The 25,479-nt window shown below is 41.5% G+C and carries 10 protein-coding genes; 9 read left to right on the top strand and 1 reads right to left on the bottom strand.

The features are described 5' to 3' along the window. The first annotated feature begins 280 nt into the window (after nt 1-280). On the top strand, nt 281-11,086 hold the full coding sequence (locus tag HT685_RS06945; RefSeq protein WP_173278997.1) for a DUF1542 domain-containing protein: 10,806 nt from the start codon (nt 281-283) through the stop codon (nt 11,084-11,086). A 218-nt stretch (nt 11,087-11,304) separates the two neighbouring features. Here the strand turns inward: HT685_RS06945 and HT685_RS06940 are convergent, their stop codons facing one another. Continuing rightward, nucleotides 11,305-13,401, bottom strand: a complete 2,097-nt coding sequence (locus tag HT685_RS06940; RefSeq protein ID WP_173224972.1) for a GH92 family glycosyl hydrolase — start codon at nt 13,399-13,401, stop codon at nt 11,305-11,307. A gap of 170 nt (nt 13,402-13,571) precedes the next feature. Between HT685_RS06940 and HT685_RS06935 the strand changes: the two genes are divergently transcribed. The 8 genes from HT685_RS06935 to HT685_RS06900 all read left to right on the top strand — a co-directional run bounded on the left by HT685_RS06935 (nt 13,572) and on the right by HT685_RS06900 (nt 25,320). Next, complete coding sequence (locus HT685_RS06935) at nt 13,572-14,852, top strand: glycoside hydrolase family 125 protein (RefSeq protein WP_173224975.1); 1,281 nt, start codon at nt 13,572-13,574, stop codon at nt 14,850-14,852. A 90-nt stretch (nt 14,853-14,942) separates the two neighbouring features. Next, the gene (locus HT685_RS06930) at nt 14,943-17,588 is read left to right on the top strand and encodes an alpha-mannosidase (RefSeq protein ID WP_173224978.1); all 2,646 of its coding nucleotides are present in this window, start codon (nt 14,943-14,945) and stop codon (nt 17,586-17,588) included. Between the two features lie 83 nt (nt 17,589-17,671). Continuing rightward, entirely contained in the window at nt 17,672-18,541 is an 870-nt protein-coding gene (locus HT685_RS06925) for an ROK family protein (RefSeq protein WP_173225253.1), read from the top strand. After that, on the top strand, nt 18,535-20,415 hold the full coding sequence (locus HT685_RS06920) for a beta-N-acetylhexosaminidase (RefSeq protein ID WP_173224982.1): 1,881 nt from the start codon (nt 18,535-18,537) through the stop codon (nt 20,413-20,415). The genes HT685_RS06925 and HT685_RS06920 overlap by 7 nt, the downstream gene beginning before the upstream one ends. Before the next feature lie 206 nt (nt 20,416-20,621). Continuing rightward, complete coding sequence (locus HT685_RS06915) at nt 20,622-21,551, top strand: sugar ABC transporter permease (RefSeq protein ID WP_007284784.1); 930 nt, start codon at nt 20,622-20,624, stop codon at nt 21,549-21,551. 13 nt (nt 21,552-21,564) lie between these two features. Next, on the top strand, nt 21,565-22,488 hold the full coding sequence (locus tag HT685_RS06910; protein WP_000818350.1) for a carbohydrate ABC transporter permease: 924 nt from the start codon (nt 21,565-21,567) through the stop codon (nt 22,486-22,488). Between the two features lie 103 nt (nt 22,489-22,591). Beyond that, nucleotides 22,592-24,070, top strand: a complete 1,479-nt coding sequence (locus tag HT685_RS06905) for an ABC transporter substrate-binding protein (RefSeq protein WP_061438605.1) — start codon at nt 22,592-22,594, stop codon at nt 24,068-24,070. 263 nt (nt 24,071-24,333) lie between these two features. Beyond that, nucleotides 24,334-25,320, top strand: a complete 987-nt coding sequence (locus tag HT685_RS06900) for a rhodanese-related sulfurtransferase (RefSeq protein WP_166730973.1) — start codon at nt 24,334-24,336, stop codon at nt 25,318-25,320. Nucleotides 25,321-25,479 lie beyond the last annotated feature (159 nt).

Here is a 25,479-nt window from a genome sequence, read left to right as displayed (position 1 = left end):
AGGTTTTAATACAATATAATAAAATGCAGAAAATCAAAATATTTTCCTGATTTTAAAGTTAAAAAATTCATAATTTTGGTTATAAAAACGAACAAATTGTGAAAATTGTCTGAAAATGTTTTTTTTTTTTTGCGAATTTGATAAGCATTTAGCTTGCATATATATCACTTATCATGTACAATGAAGAAGTAAAGTATCATATGCAAAACCTCGCCCATGGCGAGGAATCTTTGCATGTAGATATGGACATAAAAAAATATTTTTAAGGAGAACACAATAAGTGGAGAAGAAATCGCCTATGAGTCGTGTTGAACGCTTGCACCGTGAAAAGGTCACACGTTACTCAATCCGTAAATATAGTTTTGGAGCAGCCAGCGTAGCAGTTGCTGCCCTGTTCATGTTCTTCGGAAATGGAGCTGTATCAGCTAATGAGCTAAGCAAACAAGAGACATCTCTAGCAGCTCCAGGGCTAGCCTCTGAACATGAGGGACCACAAGAAGCAGACAGTGCTTCGGTAGTAGCGCCAGCCCTTGATGCCCCATCAACTCCAGCAGCACAACCAGTTGTAGAAGAACCAGCAAAACCAGCTGCACCAGAAGTAATAACTCCAGCTTTGGACAAAAAGCAACTTGAAAACTACATTTCAGAAGTTAAATCAAAACTTTCTGCAGGTACGTATGCTAATAAAACAAAGGAGAGCCTTGCTCTTTTGAATGGGGAATTGGCTTCTGCTGAGTCTACACTCGCTTCTGCAACTACTCAAGATGAATTGAACGTAGCTTACAGAAACCTTCTCAATACAGTAAACTCAAAATTAACAAGCAAACCAAAAGGTTCAAAATCAGCTCCGAAAGTAGACACTACTAACGGACAACCAACTGTAGGTAAAAAAGCAGAAAACACAGAACCAAAAGCTGGTACTAACTCAATCGAAAACACCGGTTCAAAAGACGAACGCAACGGTAAAGCGATGGATAAAGAGAATGCGTTTAGAGCTGAGACGACTGAGACTAAAGGCGACATTAGCTATACTCTGGAATATTCAAATCAATCTAAAAAAGAAATCTACTTATACAATGAAGAAAATGCGGATGTTAGTATTTCTGTAAATTCAACCGCTGGAAATATTGTAAAAGCCTATGTTAAGGGAGGAAGCGGTCAGTATTTAGATAAACGAGATATACATTCGGATCCTAAACCAGAGGAAACAGATGGTTGGGGTTGGACTTATCACTCTGTTTTAACACCAGCTCAAGGACCGGTAACAGTTCGAGTAACAGGGAAACCAAATGATAAGTTCAAAGAACTTTCTGCATATACAAAACAAGAAAACCAAGATGCTGGATTAGGTGCTAGGTTTATGCAAATTTATGATGCAGCAGGAGGAAAGATTGAAGCAGGAGCAGGTACAAACGGAGAGGGTTATTTCAGACTAGTTGTTAAATCTCAAACATACAAATACAGCATTCAACAACCAGAAAATAACGCTAATAAAATTGCTGTTTCAGATATTAACAACTTAACGGAAAATGATATTCAGAAAATTAAAGACCAAATCAAGATTGGATATTCTACAACTAGCCAAGATGCTAGACTAGAATCTAAAAAAGGTACAACTTTAGATAATAGAGCTGAAGTTGTTGAAAACATTGAAGTAAATGGACAAAATATTGTTGTAACCTATAAAGATGGTTCAGTAGACACTACTCCAGTTGCAGATGTGGCACGTACGGATCTGGATCCTGTAGTGGAGTTCCCGTTCTCTGATGAACCTAAACGAGAAATTTATGTGTACGGAGCAGAAGAAAACTCATTCGACATCAAAATTAAAGACGATGCGGATAAGATTAAAAGTGCGACTTTATTACAATGGGGAAGTAATCCGTTTAAACCTGTAGCAGGTGAAACAGATAAAGTCAATACACAATATGGATATACAGCTAATGTTATTTCTTCTGAAACAACAGCCACAGAAGCTAAGCCAGCAGTTATTACATACTCAGGTACCCCAGCTCCAGAAGGGTCATTTACACAAGCTAAATTAGAGGCTGCAACCAAAGGAGAGAACCCTCCAGGCGTAGCTTTAGGATGGCGTTACTTAAAAGTAGTCGATTCTGAAGGAAAAGAATTTGTAGGGTCTGGAAAAGAAACTGCTAATAACATGTCACTTAGAGTTATGCTTAAACCTCAAACTCAAAAATACGACATTCAAACACCAGCAGAAGCTGATAAAGTAGCAGTGGATAATGCATCGGAAGTAACTGAAGCAGAATTTAATAAAATCAAAGAAAAGCTTAAGATTGAGTACTCTAAAAACAATATGGATGCTCGTCTAGCTGATAAAAAAGGTCAAGCTGTAGAAAATCAAGCAGACCGTATCGCAAGCATTAAAAAAGTTGATAACAATCTAGTTGTAACCTATAAAGATGGTTCAACAGATACTAGACCATTGACTGATTTTGCACGTACAAACAATGCTCCAGAAGTGAAAATTCCTTACTCTGTAGACGGTAAAAAAGATGTTTACGTGTATGCGAACGAAGATTTTGAAATTCCTGTTAAGTTTACAGATGATAATGGAAAAGTAGCTTCAGCGACAATAAAACGTGGCGGAAATGTTGAACAACCAGCTAAAGACGCAGCAAACCCTAACGTTTTAGATAACGAATATGAATCAACAGTAGAAAAAATCTCTACAGAAACAACAGCAACAGAGGCAAATCCTGCAGTTGTTCATATTAAAGGAAATTATTCTAAAGCAACACCAGGATTAGCTGCTAATAAATTCCCAACGGATGAAAATGGTGAGTTTCCAATCGTAACTCGTTATGCAACAGCAACAGATACAGATGGAAAAGATATTTCTAATACTGCGACTGGTTCTTCATATGCAACTGACCCAGGTTCATTCAGAATTGTCTTAAAAGCCCAAACAGCTAAATATGATGTTAAAGAATTAGACGACGCTAACAAAACTGTTGTAAGTAATACTGCAACATTGACTCCTGAAGACTTAGCAACTGTTAAAGAAAATCTTCAATTAGAATACTCTAAGAAAAATAAAGATAAGAACATCAATAAAGATGAAGCAGTTTCTCCAGACAACGTTAAGAAAGCAGTAGATACTGTAAAACAAGATGGAGATAACTTAGTAGTAACATATAAAGATGGTTCTAAAGATACTATTCCAGTAGATAAAGTTGCTAAATTAGATAAACAACCAGCAATCGATGCAGTTACTAACAAAGCAACAGATCAAATCGCAGCTATCAATGGTAATGATAACTTATCACAAGCTGAAAAAGATAAAGCCATTGCTGATGTAGAAAAAGATAAAGCAGCAGCGTTAGAAAAAATCGATGACGCTACTAATAGTACTGCGATAACAACAGCTCAAACAGATGGTACTGATGCTGTAGCAAAAGTAAATCCAATCGGTAAAGAAAAAGCTAAAGAAGAAATCGCTAAGTCTTTGGAAGCTAAGAAGGAGGCTATTGCGAACAATGATAGCTTAACACAAGCCGAGAAGGAAAAAGCTAAAAAAGATGCTGAAGACAAGGCAGCAGCAGCCCTTGCTGAAATCGAAAAACAACCAGCAACAGCAGAAACAGCAGCTGCGGCAACAGTAGCTCAAACTACTGTAAACGATAAGCAAGCTGAAGGAACCAAAGAAGTTGCTAAAATCAACCCAATCGGTAAACAAGCAGCATTAGACAAAATCGATGAAGCCTTAAAAGCTAAAGAAGCAGAAATGGATGCCCGCACTGACCTAACAGAGGAAGAAAAGGCAGAAGCTAAAGAACAAGCTAAACAATTTGCTGATGCTAAAAAAGCTGAAATTAAGGATAAAAATGATAATGCAGAAACGCCTGAAGCAGCTACACAAGAGCAAGGTGAAATCGATACAGCAGGCGATACTGGAAAAACACAGGTAGAGGGTGTTAAGAAACCTGCTGCTAAAAAACCAGAAGCTAAAACAGAGGTAGCAACTACAGCCGATGCTAAAAAGCAAGAGATTGAGCAAGATGGAGCATTGTCACCAGAAGCTAAGAAGAAACTTCAAGATGAGGTAGATGCTGTTAAGAAAGCTTCGGAAGAGGCAATCGATGGTGCTAAGAAAAATACCGATGTTGATAAAGCTAAGAAATCAGCAGAAGCAGCGATTAAAGCCATCAACTCTGCTCGTTTACCAGCGAACAAGGTAATTGCTAAAAATCCAACAGCTTTAGACGATAAAGAACAAGCAGAACTTAAAAAAGCGATTGAAGCGGTAAACCCTCCAGGGACAAAAGTAGAAGTAAATCCTAACGGAAGTGCCTTAGTAACCTTACCAGGAAAAACAGTAGCCGAACCATTAAAACAAGAAGATTTAACAAAAGATGTAAATGCTTTAGATACTGCAGGTGGTGGTAACAACATCAACCGTCCAACGGATAAAGTGATTGTTGGAAATCCTGAAAGTTTGACAGATGCAGATAAAGAAAACATCAAAAAAGCTGTTCGTGAAGTAAACCCTAATGCTGTTGTGACAATTGATGATAATGGTACAGTAACGGTTTCAACACCAGAAGGAAATACAGCAGGATTTACAGCCAAAGAATTGGTGCGTACTTTAGCTGATGCAGCAAATCCTGATTCAGGTAATGCAGGAGTTCGTAAGCCAGCAGATAAAAAAGTTGGACTAGCGACAGACCCGGCAGCACAAGCTGAAGTAACTGAAAAACTGAAAAAATTAAATGGTGGCGACGAAAAAGTTAAAGCTGTTAAATATGACACAGAAGGAAATGCAACAGTAGTTCTTAAAGATGGAACAATTGCGACAATTCCAGCAGGTGACTTATTCAAGACAGAAGAAGACGCTAAGAAAGCAAACGGTGGAGATGACATCAACAAACCGAATGCCCAAACAGTTGTAGAAGATATTGCAGCATTAAGCCCAGAAGAACGTACTAAAGTAAAAGACGTGATTAAGGCAAAAGTTGAAGCAGTAAACCCAGGTGCAGTTGTAGTAGTTGACGACCAAGGAAATGCAGTTGTAACAACACCAGAAGGTAAAACAGCAGTTATTGACGCAGATGATTTAATTAAAAAACCTAATGAAACATCAACTGCCAAAGCTGGTAACAACATCAACAACCCAGCGGACAGAGTACGTGTTGATAACAGTAAGCAATTAACAGACCCTGAACTTGCTAGAATTAAAGCAGCAGTTGAAGCAGTGAACCCAGATGCTACAGTAGTAGTCGATGACCAAGGAAATGCGACTGTAACAACTAAAGATGGTAAAACTGCGACAATTCCAGTGGCAGATTTAGTCAAATCAGATGCTGATAAAGACAATGTAACTGGTGGAAACCAAGTAAACACTCCAGCAGATAGAGTAGTGGTAGAAAATCCAGCTGCATTAACAGAAGATGATAAAAATGCAATTAAAGCTAAAATTCAAGCAGTAAACCCAGGTGCTGACGTAGTATTTGACGAAAAAGGAAATGCAACAGTAACAACACCAGCAGGAAAAACAGCAACAATTCCAGCAAGCGATTTAGTAAAACCTAAAGCTGACTTAGCTGATCCAGCGAAACAAGATGCTGTAAACAAACCAGCAGATAAAGTAGTAGTTGTTCCAGAATTAGAAGCAGCTGATAAAGATTTACCACAAGAAGCTAAAGACGCTATTAAAGCAGCAGTTGAAGCAGTAAATCCAGATTCTACTGTAGTAGTTGATGACAAAGGAAATGCAACAGTAACAACACCAGAAGGTAAAACTGTCGTTATTCCAAAAGCTGACTTAGTGAAGAAAGAAGCTGACAAAGAAACTGCTAAAGCAGGAAACAACATCAACAAACCAGCAGACAAAGTAGTTGCTAATAAAGATGCCTTAACTCCTGAAAATATCGCAGCAATCAAGGCTAAAGTTCAAGCAGTAAATCCAGATGCAACAGTAGTAGTAGACGACAAAGGAAACGCAACTGTAGTTACACCAGACGGACAAACAGCAACAATTCCAGTAACTGACTTAGTGAAATCTCCAGAAGAAGCTAAAGATGCTAAAGCAGGAAACAACGTAAACAAACCAGCTGATAAAGTATCTGCAAACAAAGATGCGTTAACTCCTGAAGACATCAAAGCAATCAAAGCTAAAGTAGAAGCAGTAAACCCAGATGCTAAAGTATTCGTTGACAACAAAGGAAATGCAACAGTATCTACTCCAGATGGTAAAACAGCAACAATCCCTGTTGAAGATCTTATCAAAGATACAACTCAACCAAATGCAGGAAACAAAGTAAACACTCCAGCAACTAAGGTTGTTGTAACAGATCCTGCTAATATCAAGGCTGATGAAGATAAGATTAGAGCAGAAATCCTTAAAGTGAATCCAGGTGCAACAGTTGTATTTGACGAAAAAGGAAACGCAACAGTAACAACGAAAGATGGAGCTGTGGCAACAATTCCAGCATCTGATTTAGCAAAAGATGCAGCTGACTTAAGGAACCCAGACAAGCAAGATGCAGTTAAGAAACCAGCAGATAAAACACTTGTTAAGAAAGCAGGTAAATTAACTCCAGCTGAAAAAGATGCAATCAAAGCAGAAATCGCTAAGGTAAATAGAGATCCGAAGACAACTATCGTAGTTGATGACGAAGGAAATGCAACAGTAACAACTCCAGAAGGAAAAACTGTAGTAATCGCCAAAGAAGACTTAGTGAAATCTCCACAAGAAGTTGATGGTGCAAAAGCAGGAAATAACATCAACAAGCCAGCGGATAAAGTAGCAGCAGCGGCGGCAGATTTAGTTGGACCGAATAAAGATGAAGTTAAAGCTAAAATCCAAAAAGCGGTTGAAGCAGTAAACCCAGGTGCTACTGTCTTTGTTGATGACCAAGGAAACGCAACAGTAACGACTCCAGAAGGAAACACAGCAACGATTTCTGTAGATGATTTATTGAAAGATCCAGCAGCTAAAGAAACTCCATCAGCAGGAAACAAAGTAAACACTCCAGCAGAAAGAACAGTAGTAGCAAATCCAGCTGAATTAACTGATGCTGAAAAAGCTAAGATTACTGCAGCGATTCAAGCGGTAAACCCTGAAGGGACTAAAGTCGTATTTGACGAAGCAGGAAACGCAACAGTAACAGTACCAAATCAAGACGGTACTACAGCTACAGCGACAATCCCTGTAAGTGACTTAGTGAAATCAAATGCTAAAGAAGACTTGGAAAATGCAGCGAAACAAGATGCGGTTAAGAAACCTATCGATCAAACAGTAGTTGCTGATAAAGATGCATTAACTAAAGCAGATTTAGACGCTATTAAAGCTAAGGTTCAAGAAGTTAACCCAGATGCAACTGTAGTAGTTGATGCAAAAGGAAACGCAACAGTAACAACACCAGCAGGAAAAACAGCAGTAATTCCAGCGGATGATTTAGTGAAAACTGATGATGAAGTATTAAGCGATCCAAAAGCAGGTAACGTTATTAACAAACCAGCAGATCGAGTGTTTGTTAAAGATGGACAAATCACGGATGATGTTAAAGCGAAAATCGCTGCTAAAGTTCAACGTATAAATCCAGGAGCAACAGTATTCGTAGATGACCAAGGAAATGCGACAGTAACAACACCAGAAGGTAAAACTGCAACAATTCCAGTAGCTGATTTAACGAAGACTGACGCTGATAAAGCTAAAGTGAATGCAGGAAATAAAATCAATTCACCAGCAGACAGAGTCTTAGTCAAAGACAGAGACAAATTGACAGCGGAAGATATTCAAGAAATTGAGAAAAACATTTTAGAAGTTAACCCAGGAGCAACAGTAGTATTTGACGCAAAAGGAAATGCGACTGTTAAGAATGCAAATGGAGACATCGCAACAATTCCTGTAGAAGCCTTAGCGAAACCAAAAGCAGATCTATTAAAACCTGAGAAACAAGATTTAATTAAGAAACCTGTTGATAAGGTATTAGTAACAGATCCAGCTAACGTGGATAAAGAAGCTATTAAGAAAGCTGTTGAGGAAGTGAACCCAGGTTCAACGGTTGTTGTTGATGACAATGGAAATGCAACGATAACTACAGAAGATGGTAGAAGCTTTGTAATTCCAGCAAAAGATTTAGTGAAAACTCCAGAAGAAGCTAAAAATGCAAAAGCTGGAAACAACATTAACAAACCAGCTGATAAAGTAGTAGTAGCTGATCCAACTAAACCATTATCTCCAGAAGAGAAAAAAGCGATTGAAGCTAAGATTAAAGAAGTAAATCCAGATGCAAAAGCGATCTTCGTAGATGATAAAGGAAATGCAACGGTAACTATAGAAGATAAAGATGGTAATACGGAAACAGCAACAATTCCAGCGGCAGATTTAGTAACAAGTCCAGAAGAAGCTAAACAACCAAATGCAGGAAACAAAGTTAACACACCAGCAGATAAAGTAGTTGTAAGCGATCCAGATCATTTATCAGCCGACGATAAAGCTAAGATTACAGAAGCAATCAAAGCGGTAAATCCAGAAGCTAAGGTGGCATTTGACGATAAAGGAAATGCAACGGTAACAACTAAAGATGGAGAAGTTGCAACAATTCCAGCGGCAGATTTAGTGAAAACTCCAGAAGAAGCAGCGAAACCAAATGCAGGAAACAATGTCAACACACCAGCTGATAAAGTAGCGGTTGATTCTTCTAAACCATTAACAGAAGATGATAAAAAAGCAATCGCAGCTAAAGTAGCAGAAGTTAACCCGGGTGCAACTGTAGCAGTAGACGACAAAGGAAACGCAACAGTAACAGTGAATGGTAAGACAGCGGTAATTCCAGCGGCTGCATTAACTAAGACAGCAGATTCAGCTAAAGAACCAAACGCAGGAAACGATGTAGTTAAACCAGCTGACAAGACAGTTGTAGAAGATCCAGAATCATTAACAAAAGATGAGCAAGATGCAATCGCAGCTAAAGTTAAATCTGTGAATCCAGAAGCTAAAACTGTAGTTGTTGATGACCAAGGAAATGCAACAGTAACAACTAAAGATGGTAAGACAGTGGTTATCCCAGCGAAAGATTTGGTGAAAACAGCAGCAGAAGCCGCTAAGCCAAACGCAGGAAACGATGTCAACACACCAGCAGATAAGACTGTAGTAGCAAATCCGAATGCTCTAACTCCAGAAGAGAAAAAAGCAATCGAAGAAAAAGTTAAAGCAGTAAATCCAGGTGCTGAAGTTGTAGTGGACAACAAAGGAAACGCAACAGTAACAGTAAATGGTAAGACAGCAGTCATTCCAGCTGCGGCATTAACTAAGACAGCAGATTCAGCCAAAGAGCCAAACGCAGGAAACGACGTAGTTAAACCAGCAGATAAGACTGTAGTAGCAAATCCAGAATCATTAACACAAGATGAGAAAGATGCAATTGCAGCTAAAGTTAAAGCAGTAAATCCAGATGCGACTGTAGTAGTAGACGACCAAGGAAATGCAACAGTTACACCTAAAGATGGAAAACCAGTTGTAATTCCAGCAGCGGACTTAACTAAATCAGCAGCAGACGCAGCTAAACCAAACGCAGGAAACGACGTAGTTAAACCAGCAGATAAAACTGTAGTAGCAAATCCGAATGCTCTAACTCCAAAAGAGAAAGAAGCAATCGAAGCTAAAGTTAAAGCAGTAAATCCAGGTGCTGAAGTTGTAGTGGACGACCAAGGCAACGCAACAGTAACAGTAAATGGTAAGACAGCGGTCATTCCAGCGGCAGACTTAACGAAGAATGCAGATGCGGAAAAAGCACCAAAAGCAGGAAATGACATTGTTAAACCAGCTTCTAAGACAAAAGTTGCAAATCCAGACTCATTAACAAAAGATGAGAAAGATGCAATTGCAGCTAAAGTAGCAGCCGTCAATCCAGGTTCAACTGTAGTCGTAGACGACCAAGGAAATGCGACAGTAACTCTTCCAAACGGAAATACAGCAGTTATCCCAGCATCAGATTTAACAAAATCTGAAAAAGATGTGAACGATGGAAAAGCTAAAGACAACGCAGTTACACCAGCCTCTAAGACAAAAGTAGCAAATCCAAATGCCTTAACTGAAGCTGAGAAGAAAACCATCGAAGACAAAGTTAAAGCAGCGAATCCAGACGCAACTGTAGTCGTAGACGATAAAGGAAACGCAACAGTAACAATGCCAGACGGTTCTACAGCAACAATTTCTAAAGAACAACTAGTGAAGAATGCAGAAGAAGCGAAAGCTAAAAACGGTGGTAATAATCTTGATTTCGACTTGAGTAAAGTAGAGGTAGCAGACCTTGCTAATATTACTCCAGAAGAAAAAGCGAAATTCCAATACCAGGTTCTAGGTGCTATTACAGACGTTCCAGAATTTGATCTTGATGCCTTCTTGAAAGAAACAGACGATAATGGTAATACAGTTTACACATCTAAAGATGGTAAAGTGAAAATTACGATTGATAAAGATGGTAACGCAACAGCAACAGTCGAAAAAGATGGTAAGACAGAAGCAGCTGTTAAAATTGACAAAGATGGAAATGTAACAATCGTTACAAAAGAAGGTCAAGTATTAGCAATTCCAAGAGATGATGCATTCAAACAACGTCCTTATGTACCATCAAATAGTGGAGGTAATAACGGAGCTACTAACACTGCCGCAAAAGTGGATAAAGCTAAGTTAGAAGGTGCTATCCATCAATTAGATGAATTGTTCATCCAAGAATCGGCTAAGCTTGATGCAGAAACTGCAAAAGAAGCGAATGACTTATTAGCAGACGCTAAGAAAGTATTTGCTAATGCAGACGCAAGTCAAGCAGAAGTGGATGCAATGGTGAAACGTATCGAAGACTTTATGGCGAAAGTGGCTCCAGCAACTGACCCTACAAGCCCAGCTAAGGATCAAGCTGCTCAAACACCAGCTGTAGCTCCAGCTACTGCTCAAGCAGCAAATGCCAACCAAGCAGCAACAAACGCGCGTAAAGCAGCTAAAGAATTGCCAAATACAGGTACAGCAGATTCTACTGTAGCTATGGTAGCAGCTGCCGCAAGTGCATTACTTGGTCTTGCAGGCCGTCGTCGTAAAGAAGACGAAGAAGCTTAATTGGTAGATTGTTTGATACTTATCAGATGATAAATCCAATTTTCAAAGCTTAAACTCTTCGAAAATCAAATTCAAACCGCGTTAGCTTCGCCTTGCCGTACTCAAGTACAGTCTACGGCTAGCTTCCTATTTGCTCTTTGATTTTCATTGAGTATTAAACAAATACCTCTCATAAGAAAATCTCCTAGCAGGAAAGTCTGCTAGGAGATTTTTGCATTTCAGGAAGTGGACGGCTGGCTTGGTAACCAGCTAAGGGTAAAGGTTAACTGCTCAGCTTTTAGGAGATCTTGGTGTTGAATAGTTGATACTAGGTTTTTGTCCAGTCGGCATTCTTTGACAAAGTTGAAGTGGCTGTGGTTTTGCTCCGTATGAATATCTAGCCATTTATTTTCTTTAGCAAGGTAGATACGGAGATGGTCAAAGAGAGGGATTCCGAGATCATAGCTTGATTTTCCTGGACAGGTCGGATAAAATCCGAGAGCTGACCAGATGTACCAAGCAGAGAGACTACCATTGTCTTCATCGCCAGGATAGGATTGCCGGCTTGGATGAAAGGCTTTCTGACGGAGTGTCTTGATAAGAAGGGCAGTATAGTCAGGGTAGTTGCTGTAACGGAAGAGATAAGGAATGTGGAAGCTCGGCTGGTTGGAAATGGCGAGTTGCCCAAAAGGAGCAGTAGCCATTTCGCTCATTTCGTGAATTTCGTAACCATAGCCTGTTGTCTCAAAGAGGGGAGCATCTTGACAGGTTTTCAAAAGATAGTTGCTGAAGGCTTCTTTTCCACCCATAAGCTGGATTAAGTCTGGGATGTCGTGGAGGACGCCTAAAGTTGCTTGAATGGCAGAGCATTCGGCATAGTCGCGTCCCCAACTATAAGGAGAGAAGTCAGGGCGGAAGTTGCCTCGATTGTCTCGCGCTCTCATGTAACCTGTCTCAGCATCAAATAGATGGCGGTAATTTTGTGACGCAGTTCTATAAGTGTCCGCGATGTCATTCTGACCAAGTTTTTCGGCACAGCTGGCGATACAAAAGTCGCTATAGGCATAGTCAAGAGTGTGGCTGACGCTTTCGTGGTGGTCGGTAGAGAGGTAGCCCAGTTCTTGGTATTGGGCTAGTCCGTGGCGACCATTGATGCCTAGAGGGTCGGACTTGCTGGCTGTTTCAAGCATGGCTTGGAGGAGTTCTTCTTCTAGGTCAGGGGCCATGTCCTTGCAGGCGCTATCGGAGATAATACCGTCTAAAAGGGTACCTGGCATCATACCCCGTTCATCTGGGGCTAGCCATTTTGGAAGAAAACCAGTATCGCGGTAGTTATTGAGAAATCCTTCTAAAAAGAGACGATAATGCTCTGGTATGACAAGGGCAAAGAGGGGGAATGTGGTGCGGAAGGTATCCCAGAAGCCATTGTTGCTAAAGAGGATACCGGGCTTGACAGATCCAGTAGTCAGATCCTTGTGGATGACTTGCCCTGACTCATCAACCTCATAAAAAGTCTGAGGAAAGAGGAAGAGTCTGTAGAGACAGTGGTCAAAGAAGGTTCGATCAGCCTCTCCTGTCTCTATAATGTCAAAACGATGGAGGAGATTTTCCCAATCCACTTGGGCACTTGATTTACAGCTATCAAAATCTTCTTGAGGTAGATTGATTAGAGCTTGAGAAGGAGAGATGAAAGAAGTGGCTAGCTGAATCTCGGTCTGACTACTTGCTAAGTCAATTCGACAGTCTTCGCCTTCTTGGCTGATAGCAAGGATATCCGTATTCATTTGCAGGGCAGTGAACATAGTTAGTGGATTTTTGTTGGTTTCAGTTTTACCTTCTTGTCGCAGGGCAAGAGTTCGCTTATCTACTTGCTCCACGGTCAGTTCATATGCTGCGTGAAGATAGAGGGAGAGGGCTTTGCCTTGCTTTTGTTCCAAACGAATAGAAGCACCGTAGCAAGTCGGTGTGAGCTGGGTTTCAATCTGATAGCGCAGGGAGAAAATCTTCAGATAATGAGGTTTGAAATAGGCCTTATCTATGTCATAAGAAGACTGACGATGGAAGAGGCTGTCTCCACCCAGTTGGCCTGTGATAGGTGTCAGAAGGAGCCAAGAGTAGTCGCCAATCCAAGGGCTGGGCTGGTGGGTTAATCGAATCCCCTGAAAGATAGGCAGATGCGGATCGAAAAACCAAGATCCATCCTGGTCACTGGTCTGGGGTACAAAGTAATTCATCCCAAAAGGAACGCCTGTGTATGGCAGGGTATTTCCTCGAGAAAAGGCATGCTTGCTGGCAGTTCCAAATCGGGTATCGATGGTTTCAAGTAGTGGTTTCATAGTCTTTCCTTTAGCTGTTTTTCTACATTATATCAGAAAAAGAGGGCCTTTAGAAAAGGAGTTTCAAAGATAACTATTTTGTAGAAAAATGACTATCATTTGTGTATGTATTTTCTGTCTCAAAAGCTATATACTGAAAATGAAACTTGTTTGAAAGAGGATACTGCACGATGATTTATTCAAAAGAAATTGTTAGAGAATGGCTAGATGAAGTGGCAGAGCGGGCTAAGGACCATCCAGAGTGGGTGGATGTTTTCGAGCGTTGCTACACCGACACCTTGGACAATACGGTTGAAATCCTAGAAGATGGTTCAACCTTTGTCTTGACTGGGGATATTCCTGCCATGTGGCTTCGAGATTCGACAGCCCAACTCAGACCCTACCTGCATGTGGCTAAAAGAGATGCCCTCCTGCGTCAGACCATTGCAGGTTTGGTCAAGCGTCAGATGACCTTGGTACTCAAGGACCCTTATGCCAACTCCTTCAACATTGAGGAGAACTGGAAGGGACACCACGAGACTGACCACACAGACCTTAATGGCTGGATTTGGGAACGCAAGTACGAGGTGGACTCGCTTTGCTATCCTTTGCAGCTGGCCTATCTCCTCTGGAAAGAAACTGGTGAGACTAGTCAGTTCGATGAGATTTTTGTCGCAGCGACTAAGGAAATTCTCCATCTTTGGACGGTGGAACAAGACCACAAGAACTCTCCTTATCGTTTTGTCCGAGATACGGACCGCAAGGAAGACACCTTGGTAAATGATGGCTTTGGACCTGATTTTGCAGTGACAGGTATGACTTGGTCAGCCTTTCGTCCGAGTGATGATTGCTGTCAGTATAGTTACTTGATTCCGTCAAATATGTTTGCTGTAGTAGTCTTGGGTTATGTGCAAGAAATCTTTACAGCATTGAATCTAGCTGATAGCGAGAGTGTTATCACAGACGCTAAGCGTCTTCAGGATGAAATCCAAGAAGGAATTGAAAACTACGCCTACACCACCAACAGCAAGGGCGAAAAGATTTATGCCTTTGAAGTGGATGGTTTGGGAAATGCTAGCATCATGGATGATCCAAACGTACCAAGTCTGCTGGCTGCACCTTATCTGGGCTACTGCGATGTCAACGATGAGGTTTATCAAGCAACTCGTCGTACCATTCTGAGCCCTGAAAATCCCTACTTCTATCAAGGAGAATACGCTAGCGGTCTCGGAAGTTCTCATACCTTCTATCGCTATATCTGGCCAATAGCCCTTTCTATCCAAGGCTTGACAACAAGAGATAAGGCAGAGAAGAAATTCTTGCTAGATCAGCTGGTTGCTTGCGATGGGGGCACAGGTGTTATGCACGAAAGCTTCCACGTGGACGACCCAACTCTCTATTCTCGTGAATGGTTCTCTTGGGCCAACATGATGTTCTGTGAATTGGTCTTGGATTACTTGGATATTCGCTAAGGAGCGTGCTTTCGCTCAACCGATTCTTATCAGAATCACAAGTTTACATTTAAAACGTTAAAATTTAAATTTAGAATGAGGTTTTACTTCATGGAAAATGTTGTCGTACATATTATCTCACATAGTCACTGGGACCGTGAGTGGTACTTGCCTTTTGAAAGCCACCGTATGCAGTTGGTGGAATTGTTTGACAATCTTTTTGATCTCTTTGAAAATGACCCTGAGTTCAAGAGTTTCCACTTGGATGGACAAACTATTGTCCTTGATGACTACTTGGAGATTCGCCCTGAAAATCGCGACAAAGTCCAACGCTACATTGACGAAGGCAAACTTAAAATTGGTCCTTTTTACATCTTGCAGGATGATTACTTGATTTCAAGTGAAGCCAATGTTCGCAATACATTGATTGGTCAAGCAGAATGTGCAAAATGGGGCAAATCTACTCAAATTGGTTACTTCCCAGATACCTTTGGAAATATGGGACAAGCGCCTCAAATTCTTCAAAAATCAGGCATTCACGTGGCAGCCTTTGGTCGTGGTGTGAAACCGATTGGATTTGACAACCAAGTTCTCGAAGATGAGCAGTTTACTTCCCAGTTTTCAGAAATGTACTGGCAGGGTGCGGACGGAAGTCGTGTCCTCGGTATCCTCTTTGCCAACTGGTACAGTAATGGGAATGAAATTCCAGTTGATAAAGACGAGGCCTTGACCTTCTGGAAACAAAAACTGGCAGATGTGCGTGACTATGCTTCAACCAACCAGTGGTTGATGATGAACGGCTGTGACCATCAGCCTGTACAGAAAAATCTGAGCGAAGCCATTCGTGTAGCAAATGAACTCTTCCCAGATGTGACCTTTGTTCATAGTTCTTTTGATGAATATGTTCAAGCCGTGGAAAGTTCCCTACCAGAGCAGTTATCAACGGTTACAGGCGAGTTGACCAGTCAGGAAACAGACGGCTGGTACACACTTGCCAACACTTCTTCATCTCGTATTTATCTCAAACAAGCCTTTCAAGAAAATAGCAACCTCCTAGAGCAAGTTGTAGAACCCTTGACGATTATCACTGGCGGACACAACCACAAGGACCAGTTGACCTATGCTTGGAAAACACTCTTGCAGAACGCGCCGCATGATAGTATCTGTGGCTGTAGCGTGGACGAAGTTCACCGTGAGATGGAAACTCGTTTTGCCAAGGTCAATCAAGTAGGAAGCTTTGTTAAGAGCAATCTTCTTAACGAATGGAAGGGTAAAATCGCTACAGCTAAGGCTCAAAGTGATTATCTCTTTACTGTCATTAACACAGGCTTGCATGATAAGGTCGATACTGTCAGCACAGTGATTGATGTTGCGACTTGTGATTTCAAGGAATTACACCCAACAGAGGGATACAAGAAGATGGCTGCTCTTACCTTGCCAAGCTACCGTGTGGAGGACTTGGATGGGCGTCCTGTAGAGGCTAAAATTGAGGATCTTGGGGCTAATTTTGAGTACGATTTACCAAAAGACAAGTTCCGCCAAGCTCGTATTGCTCGACAAGTGCGCGTGACCATTCCAGTTCACCTAGCGCCGCTTTCTTGGACAACTTTCCAATTGCTGGAAGGAGAGCAAGAACACCGTGAGGGTATTTACCAAAACGGAGTGATTGATACACCATTCGTAACGGTGAGTGTAGATGACAATATCACAGTTTATGACAAGACAACTCACGAAGCTTACGAAGACTTTATCCGCTTTGAAGACCGTGGTGACATCGGAAACGAGTATATCTATTTCCAACCAAAAGGAACAGATCCAATCTTTGCAGAATTAAAGGGCTACGAGGTCTTGGAAAACACAGCTCGCTACGCTAAGATTTTGCTCAAACATGAATTGACCGTGCCTGTCAGTGCAGATGAAAAGCTAGAAGAAGAGCAAAAAGGTATCATAGAGTTTATGAAGCGTGAAGCTGGACGTTCAGAAGAATTGACAAGCATTCCTCTTGAAACTGAGATGACTATCTTCGTTGATAATCCACAAATCCGTTGCAAGACTCGTTTTACCAACACTGCCAAAGATCACCGTATCCGTCTCTTGGTCAAGACTCATAACATGCGTCCAAGCAATGATTCTGAAAGCATCTATGAGGTGGTGACACGACCAAACAAACCAGCAGCTTCATGGGAAAATCCTGAAAATCCTCAACACCAACAAGCCTTTGTTAGTCTGTATGACGATGAAAAAGGTGTGACTGTATCCAACAAGGGATTGAATGAATACGAAATCCTTGGAGACGACACTATTGCAGTAACTATTTTGCGTGCATCAGGTGAGTTAGGTGACTGGGGTTATTTCCCAACACCAGAAGCACAATGCTTGCGTGAGTTTGAAGTCGAGTTTGCTCTTGAATGCCACCAAGCCCAAGAACGCTTCTCAGCCTATCGTCGTGCTAAAGCCTTGCAGACACCGTTTACCAGCCTTCAGCTTGCTAGACAAGAAGGCGGAGTGGCTGCGACTGGTAGCCTCTTGAGCCATTCTGTTCTCAGCATACCGCAAATCTGTCCAACAGCCTTTAAGGTAGCTGAAAATGAAGAAGGCTATGTTCTTCGTTACTACAATATGTGTAGTGAAAATGTACGTGTACCGGAAAGTCAACATCTCTTCCTGGACCTACTTGAACAACCATATCCAGTTCATAGAGGCCTTATTTCACCACAAGAGATTCGTACAGAATTCATCAAAAAAGAAGAAATTTAATTTCAACAAGTAAACATAAAGAGAAAGGAGGGGCGAAAAGGTAAGAACTAACTGCTGATTTGCCCCTTTTTATGGTAAAAACAATGACCATTGCAACGATTGATGTCGGAGGGACTGGAATTAAGTTTGCCAGTCTGACTCCTGATGGGAAAATACTGAATAAGACAAGCATTCCAACGCCTGAAAGTTTGGAGGATTTACTAGCTTGGTTAGACCAGCGCTTGTCAGAGCAGGATTATAGCGGGATTGCTATGAGCGTTCCAGGCGCGGTCAATCAAGAGACAGGTGTGATTGATGGCTTCAGTGCAGTACCCTACATTCACGGATTTTCTTGGTATGAGGCGCTTAGCTCTTATCAGATTCCTATCCATCTGGAAAATGATGCTAACTGCGTTGGACTCAGTGAATTACTGGCTCATCCAGAACTTGAAAATGCAGCCTGTGTCGTGATTGGGACAGGGATTGGAGGAGCCATGATTATCAATGGTAGACTTCATCGAGGTCGCCACGGTCTGGGTGGAGAATTTGGCTACATGACCACCCTTGCCCCTGCTGAAAAGCTCAACAACTGGTCGCAACTAGCGTCAACTGGAAATATGGTGCGCTACGTGATTGAAAAATCTGGTCAGACTGACTGGGACGGTCGCAAGATTTACCAAGAGGCTGCAGCTGGGAATGCCATTTGCCAAGAAGCTATTGAGCGCATGAACCGCAATTTGGCGCAAGGCTTGCTCAATATCCAGTATCTGATTGATCCAGATGTCATTAGTCTGGGAGGCTCTATCAGCCAAAATCCAGATTTTATTCAAGGTGTCAAGGAAGCTGTTGACGACTTTGTCGATACCTACGAAGAATATACGGTCGCACCCGTCATCCAAGCCTGCACCTATCATGCAGATGCTAATCTCTACGGTGCCCTTGTCAACTGGTTACAGGAGGAAAACCAATGGTAAGATTTACAGGGCTTAGTTCCAAACAAGAGCAAGCAGTAGAGTTGCTTAAAAAGCACATTTCGCTACCAGATGTAGAGGTAGCTGTCGCTCAGTCTGACCAAGCCTCTATCTCTATCAAGGGTGAGGGTGGCCACTATCAATTGACCTACCGCAAACCTCACCAACTTTATCGTGCCTTGTCCTTGTTGGCAACAGTTCTAGCAGAAGGTGATAAAGTAGAGATTGAGGAACAAGCAGCTTACGAAGATTTAGCCTATATGGCTGACTGTTCGCGCAATGCGGTGCTGAATGTCGCTTCTGCCAAGCAGATGATTGAACTCTTAGCTCTCATGGGCTATTCAACCTTTGAACTTTACATGGAAGACACTTACCAGATTGAAGGGCAGCCTTACTTTGGCTATTTCCGCGGAGCCTACTCAGCTGAGGAGTTGCAGGAAATCGAAGCCTATGCCCAGCAGTTTGACATGACCTTTGTGCCATGTATCCAGACCTTGGCTCACTTGTCAGCCTTCGTCAAATGGGGTGTCAAGGAAGTGCAGGAACTCCGTGATGTGGAGGACATTCTTCTTATTGGCGAAGAAAAGGTTTATAACCTGATTGATGGCATGTTTGCTACTCTATCTAAACTACAAACTCGCAAGGTCAATATCGGGATGGACGAAGCCCACTTGGTTGGCTTGGGACGTTACTTGATATTGAACGGTGTTGTGGATCGTAGTCTCCTCATGTGCCAACACTTGGAGCGCGTGCTGGATATTGCTGACAAATATGGATTCCACTGCCAGATGTGGAGCGATATGTTCTTTAAACTTATGTCAGCAGATGGCCAGTACGACCGTGATGTGGAAATTCCAGAAGACACTCGTGTCTACCTAGACCGTCTCAAAGACCGTGTGACTCTGGTTTACTGGGACTATTATCAGGATAGCGAGGAAAAATATAATCGCAATTTTCGCAATCACCATAAGATTAGCCATGACCTTGCCTTTGCAGGGGGAGCTTGGAAGTGGATTGGCTTTACACCTCACAACCATTTTAGCCGTCTTATCGCTCTTGAAGCGAACAAGGCCTGTCGTGCCAATGACATCAAAGAAGTCATCGTGACTGGTTGGGGGGACAATGGTGGGGAAACAGCCCAGTTTTCTATTCTCCCAAGCCTGCAAATCTGGGCAGAACTCAGCTATCGCAATGACCTAGACCGTTTGTCTGCACACTTCAAAACTAATACTGGTCTATCGGTTGAGGACTTTATGCAGATTGACCTAGCCAACCTCTTGCCAGACCTGCCAGACAATCTCAGTGGCATCAATCCCAACCGCTATGTCTTTTATCAGGATGTTCTCTGTCTGATCCTTGACCGACACATGACACCTGAACAGGACAAACCGCACTTCTCTCAGGCTGCTGAGACACTTGCTGAAATCAAAGAAAAAGCTGGTGCTTACTCTTACCTCTTTGAAACTCAGGCTCAGTTGAATGCCATTTTAAGTAGCAAAGTGGATGTGGGACGACGTATTCGTCAGGCCTATCAAGCGGATGATAAAGAAAGCCTACAAGAAATTGCCAGACAAGAATTACCAGAACTCAGAAGCCAAATTGAACACTTCCATGCCCTCTTTAGCCACCAATGGCTGAAAGAAAACAAGGTCTTTGGTTTGGATACAGTTGACATCCGTATGGGCGGACTCTTGCAACGCATCAAACGAGCAGAAAGCCGTATCGAGGCTTATCTGGCTGGTCAGCTTGACCGCATCGATGAGCTGGAAGTGGAAATTCTGCCATTTAACGACTTCTACGCAGACAAGGACTTCGCAGCCACAACAGCCAACCAGTGGCATACTATTGCGACAGCTTCAACGATTTACACGACCTAAAACAAGAACACCTTGCTTGGCGCAGGGTGTTTCCCGTGAAACATCCCTTTCTTCAAAAGTACTCCACATAAAATAATTTGTGGAGTTTTTTCTATAATTAGGAGTTTAACCTAACCTGCAAATAGGAGTATACTAATAATGTAATCGTTATCAAAAGTCTAAAAAAGAATTTTTAGATGAATATCAAAATAAAAAGGGAGGAAATTATGAATAAGTTTTCAAAAACCTTGAGAGACAACTGGATCTTTCTCTTGATGGTTTTGCCAGGGGCACTCTGGTTGATTCTATTCTTCTACATTCCAGTATTTGGGAACGTGGTTGCCTTCAAAGACTACCACATGACCAGTAATGGTTTCATAGATAGTATCATAAATAGTAAATGGGTCGGACTCGATAATTTCAGATTCTTATTTAGTTCAAGAGACGCCTTTATTATCACACGAAATACGGTTCTCTACAATCTTGGCTTTATCTTTCTAGGTTTAGTTGTATCTGTAGGGATTGCCATTATCCTCAGTGAACTCCGTTCCAAGAGAATGGTGAAGATTTTCCAAACTTCTATGTTGTTCCCTTACTTCTTGTCTTGGGTTATCATCAGTTTCTTTACAGATGCCTTCCTAAATATTGATAAAGGGGTGTTCAATCATTTATTGGAAAGTCTTGGTCTAAAAGAAGTCAACTTCTACGCTGATTTGGGAATTTGGCCTTATCTCCTACTTTTCCTAGGTATTTGGAAAGGTTTTGGATATAGCAGTGTCATGTACTATGCGACAATCATGGGAATTGATCCAACCTACTATGAAGCAGCGACAGTGGACGGAGCCAGCAAATGGCAGCGCATTCGCAATGTAACCATTCCGCAGTTGACACCATTGGTAACTGTATTGACCATCCTTGCAGTTGGAAATATCTTCCGTGCAGACTTCGGTCTTTTCTACCAAATCCCTCACAATGCTGGTCAGCTTTATAACGTAACCAACGTCTTGGACGTATATGTATATAATGGATTGACCCAGACAGCAGATATCGGGATGGCTTCAGCAGCAGGTCTCTACCAATCAGTAGTCGGATTGATTCTGGTGGTTCTATCAAACTTACTTGCAAGACGAGTTGATCCAAACTCAGCTTTGTTCTAGAAAGGAGGAGAATATGGCAGAAAAGAAAATTAAAAAAGAAAAAATTGATAATGTCGGCATTCACTCCTTCAGTAAGAAAGCAGATATCTTCTTCAGTACCATTTCGGGTTTGATTGCCCTCTCTTGTATCCTACCCTTCGTATTCGTTATCATTATTTCAGTGACGGACGAGAAAAGCCTCCTCCAATACGGCTACAGCTTCTTCCCATCCCAATTTGGATTAGACGGTTTTGAGTTCTTGGCACAGTTTAAGGATAAAATCTTACAGGCCCTCTTCATTTCTGTCTTTGTAACCGTAGTTGGGACATTTACAAATGTCTTTATCACAACAACCTATGCCTACGCTATTTCACGGACAACCTTTAAGTATCGCAGATTCTTTACCATCTTCGTTCTGCTCAGTATGTTGTTCAACGCTGGTTTGGTACCAGGTTATATCATGGTGACCCGTGTGCTTCAGCTTGGTGACACTGTTTGGGCCTTGATTGTGCCAATGCTTCTCTCACCATTCAATATCATCTTGATGCGTTCCTTCTTCAAGAAGACCATTCCAGAAGCCATTCTCGAATCGGCTCGTATCGATGGTGCTAGTGAGGCTCGGATTTTCTTCCAAATCTGTTTGCCATTGTCACTACCAGGTATCGCAACCATCACGCTTTTGACAGCTCTTGGTTTCTGGAATGACTGGTTCAACGCCCTTCTTTACATCAAGAGTGACAACTTGTATCCATTGCAATATTTGCTCATGCAAATCCAGCAAAATATGGACTACATTGCCAAAGCGGTCGGCTTGACTGGTCAACTGGGAGTTGCTCTACCGAAAGAAACAGGTCGTATGGCCATGGTTGTGGTCGCAACCCTTCCAATCGCGATTTTGTATCCATTCTTCCAACGCTACTTTGTAAAAGGTTTAACTATCGGTGGTGTGAAAGAATAGTGCTTATTGAGAAAGAACATTTCTCAGTTCCCAACTTCCCTTGTGTGAAGTTAAGATCATTACATTGTTTATAAGTTTAAAAATAAAAAAAGGAGTTTTTATCATGAAAAACTGGAAAAAATATGCTTTTGCATCTGCTAGTGTAGTCGCTTTGGCTGCAGGTCTTGCTGCTTGTGGAAATTTGACAGGTAACAGCAAAAAAGCTGCTGATTCAGGTGACAAACCTGTTATCAAAATGTACCAAATCGGTGACAAACCAGACAACTTGGATGAATTGTTAGCAAATGCCAACAAAATCATCGAAGAAAAAGTTGGTGCCAAATTGGATATCCAATACCTTGGCTGGGGTGACTATGGTAAGAAAATGTCAGTTATCACATCATCTGGTGAAAACTATGATATTGCCTTTGCAGATAACTATATTGTAAATGCTCAAAAAGGTGCTTATGCTGACTTGACAGAATTGTACAAAAAAGAAGGTAAAGACCTTTACAAGGCACTTGACCCAGCTTATATCAAGGGTAATACTGTAAATGGTAAGATTTACGCTGTTCCAGTTGCAGCCAACGTTGCATCATCTCAAAACTTTGCCTTCAACGGAACTCTCCTTGCCAAATATGGTATCGATATTTCAGGTGTTACTTCTTACGAAACTCTTGAGCCAGTCTTGAAACAAATTAAAGAAAAAGCTCCAGACGTAGTACCATTTGCAGCTACTAAGAACTTCATCCCTTCTGAGAACTTTGACTACCCAGTAGCAAACGGTCTTCCATTTGTTATCGACCTTGAAGGGGATACTACTAAGATTGTAAACCGTTATGACGTTCCTCGTTTCAAAGAACACTTGAAGACTCTTCACAAATTCTATGAAGCTGGATATATTCCAAAAGACGTAGCCACAAGCGATACTTCATTTGATCTTCAACAAGATACTTGGTTCGTTCGTGAAGAAACAGTAGGACCAGCTGACTACGGTAACAGCTTGCTTTCACGTGTTGCCAACAAAGATATCCAAATCAAATCATTCACTAACTTCATCAAGAAAAACCAAACAACACAAGTTGCTAACTTTGTCATCTCAAACAACTCTAAGAACAAAGAAAAATCAATGGAAGTGTTGAACCTCTTGAATACGAACCCAGAACTTTTGAACGGTCTTGTTTACGGTCCAGAAGGTAAGAACTGGGAAAAAATTGAAGGTAAAGAAAACCGTGTTCGCGTTCTTGATGGCTACAAAGGAAACACTCACATGGGTGGATGGAACACTGGTAACAACTGGATCCTTTACATCAACGAAAACGTTACAGACCAACAAATCGAAAATTCTAAGAAAGAATTGGCAGAAGCTAAAGAATCTCCAGCGCTTGGATTTATCTTCAATACTGACAATGTGAAATCTGAAATCTCAGCTATTTCTAACACAATGCAACAATTTGATACAGCTATCAACACTGGTACTGTAGACCCAGATAAAGCTATTCCAGAATTGATGGAAAAATTGAAATCTGAAGGTGCCTACGAAAAAGTATTGAACGAAATGCAAAAACAATACGATGAATTCTTGAAAAACAAAAAATCATAAGATCAATTGATTTCGTGTATTCATTCCTAACTCCTAAAATAAGAATCACTGCTTTCCTCAGGTTGGTCTGAGGAGGGCAGTGATTTTTTGAAATGAGAGCATAGATATCCGTGTTCTTTATCACTATTTAACCATTCAGGAAATTTCGAGAACCCTCTACAATTTCCAGTCAAATAAATTGCATTCGTTTTCTCAAGCAGGTATACTAGTATGGATAAATAAAAAATTTAGAAAATTTAAGAATAGAAAAGAGAACAAATCTTATGGCAAAAGATATTCGTGTCTTACTTTACTACCTTTATACTCCAATTGAAAATGCAGAGCAATTTGCTGCAGACCACTTGGCTTTCTGTAAATCAATCGGTCTTAAAGGCCGTATCCTAGTCGCTGACGAGGGAATTAACGGAACAGTTTCAGGTGACTATGAAACAACTCAAAAATACATGGACTACGTTCACAGCCTCCCAGGTATGGAAGACCTCTGGTTCAAGATTGACGAAGAAAATGAACAAGCCTTCAAGAAGATGTTTGTTCGCTACAAGAAAGAGATTGTCCACCTTGGTTTGGAAGACAACGACTTTGACAACGACATCAACCCACTTGAAACAACAGGTGCTTACTTGTCTCCAAAAGAGTTCAAAGAAGCGCTTCTTGATAAAGATACCGTTGTCCTTGACACACGTAACGATTATGAGTACGACCTAGGACATTTCCGTGGGGCTATCCGCCCAGACATCCGCAACTTCCGTGAGTTGCCACAATGGGTTCGTGATAACAAGGAAAAATTCATGGACAAGCGTGTCGTGGTTTACTGTACAGGTGGCGTTCGCTGTGAGAAATTCTCAGGCTGGATGGTTCGTGAAGGTTACAAAGATGTTGGTCAATTGCACGGAGGAATCGCAACTTACGGTAAAGACCCAGAAGTTCAAGGTGAGCTTTGGGATGGAAAAATGTACGTCTTTGACGAGCGTATCGCCGTAGATGTCAACCATGTCAACCCAACCATCGTAGGGAAAGACTGGTTTGATGGAACACCATGTGAACGTTATGTCAACTGTGGAAATCCATTCTGTAACCGTCGTATCTTGACATCAGAAGAAAATGAAGACAAGTACCTTCGTGGATGTTCACACGAGTGTCGTGTTCACCCACGTAACCGCTATGTTTCAGAACATGAATTGACACAAGCAGAAGTGATCGAACGCCTAGCCGCTATCGGTGAAAGCTTGGATCAAGCAGCTACTGTATAAGATCAAACAGTCCTCAGGGGCTGTTTTTCTATGCTTTGTACTCAAAAATCTAATACTCAATGAAAATCAAAGAGCAAACTAGGAAGCTAGCCGCAGGCTGTACTTGAGTACGGCAAGGCGAAGCTGACGCGGTTTGAATTTGATTTTCGAAGAGTATAA

The sequence above is a fragment of the Streptococcus sp. 5004 genome, assembly GCF_013276755.1.
Lineage (GTDB): Bacteria > Bacillota > Bacilli > Lactobacillales > Streptococcaceae > Streptococcus.
The sequence above is the reverse complement of the archived record's forward strand: the minus strand, read 5'-3'. Positions and strand labels throughout refer to the sequence as shown.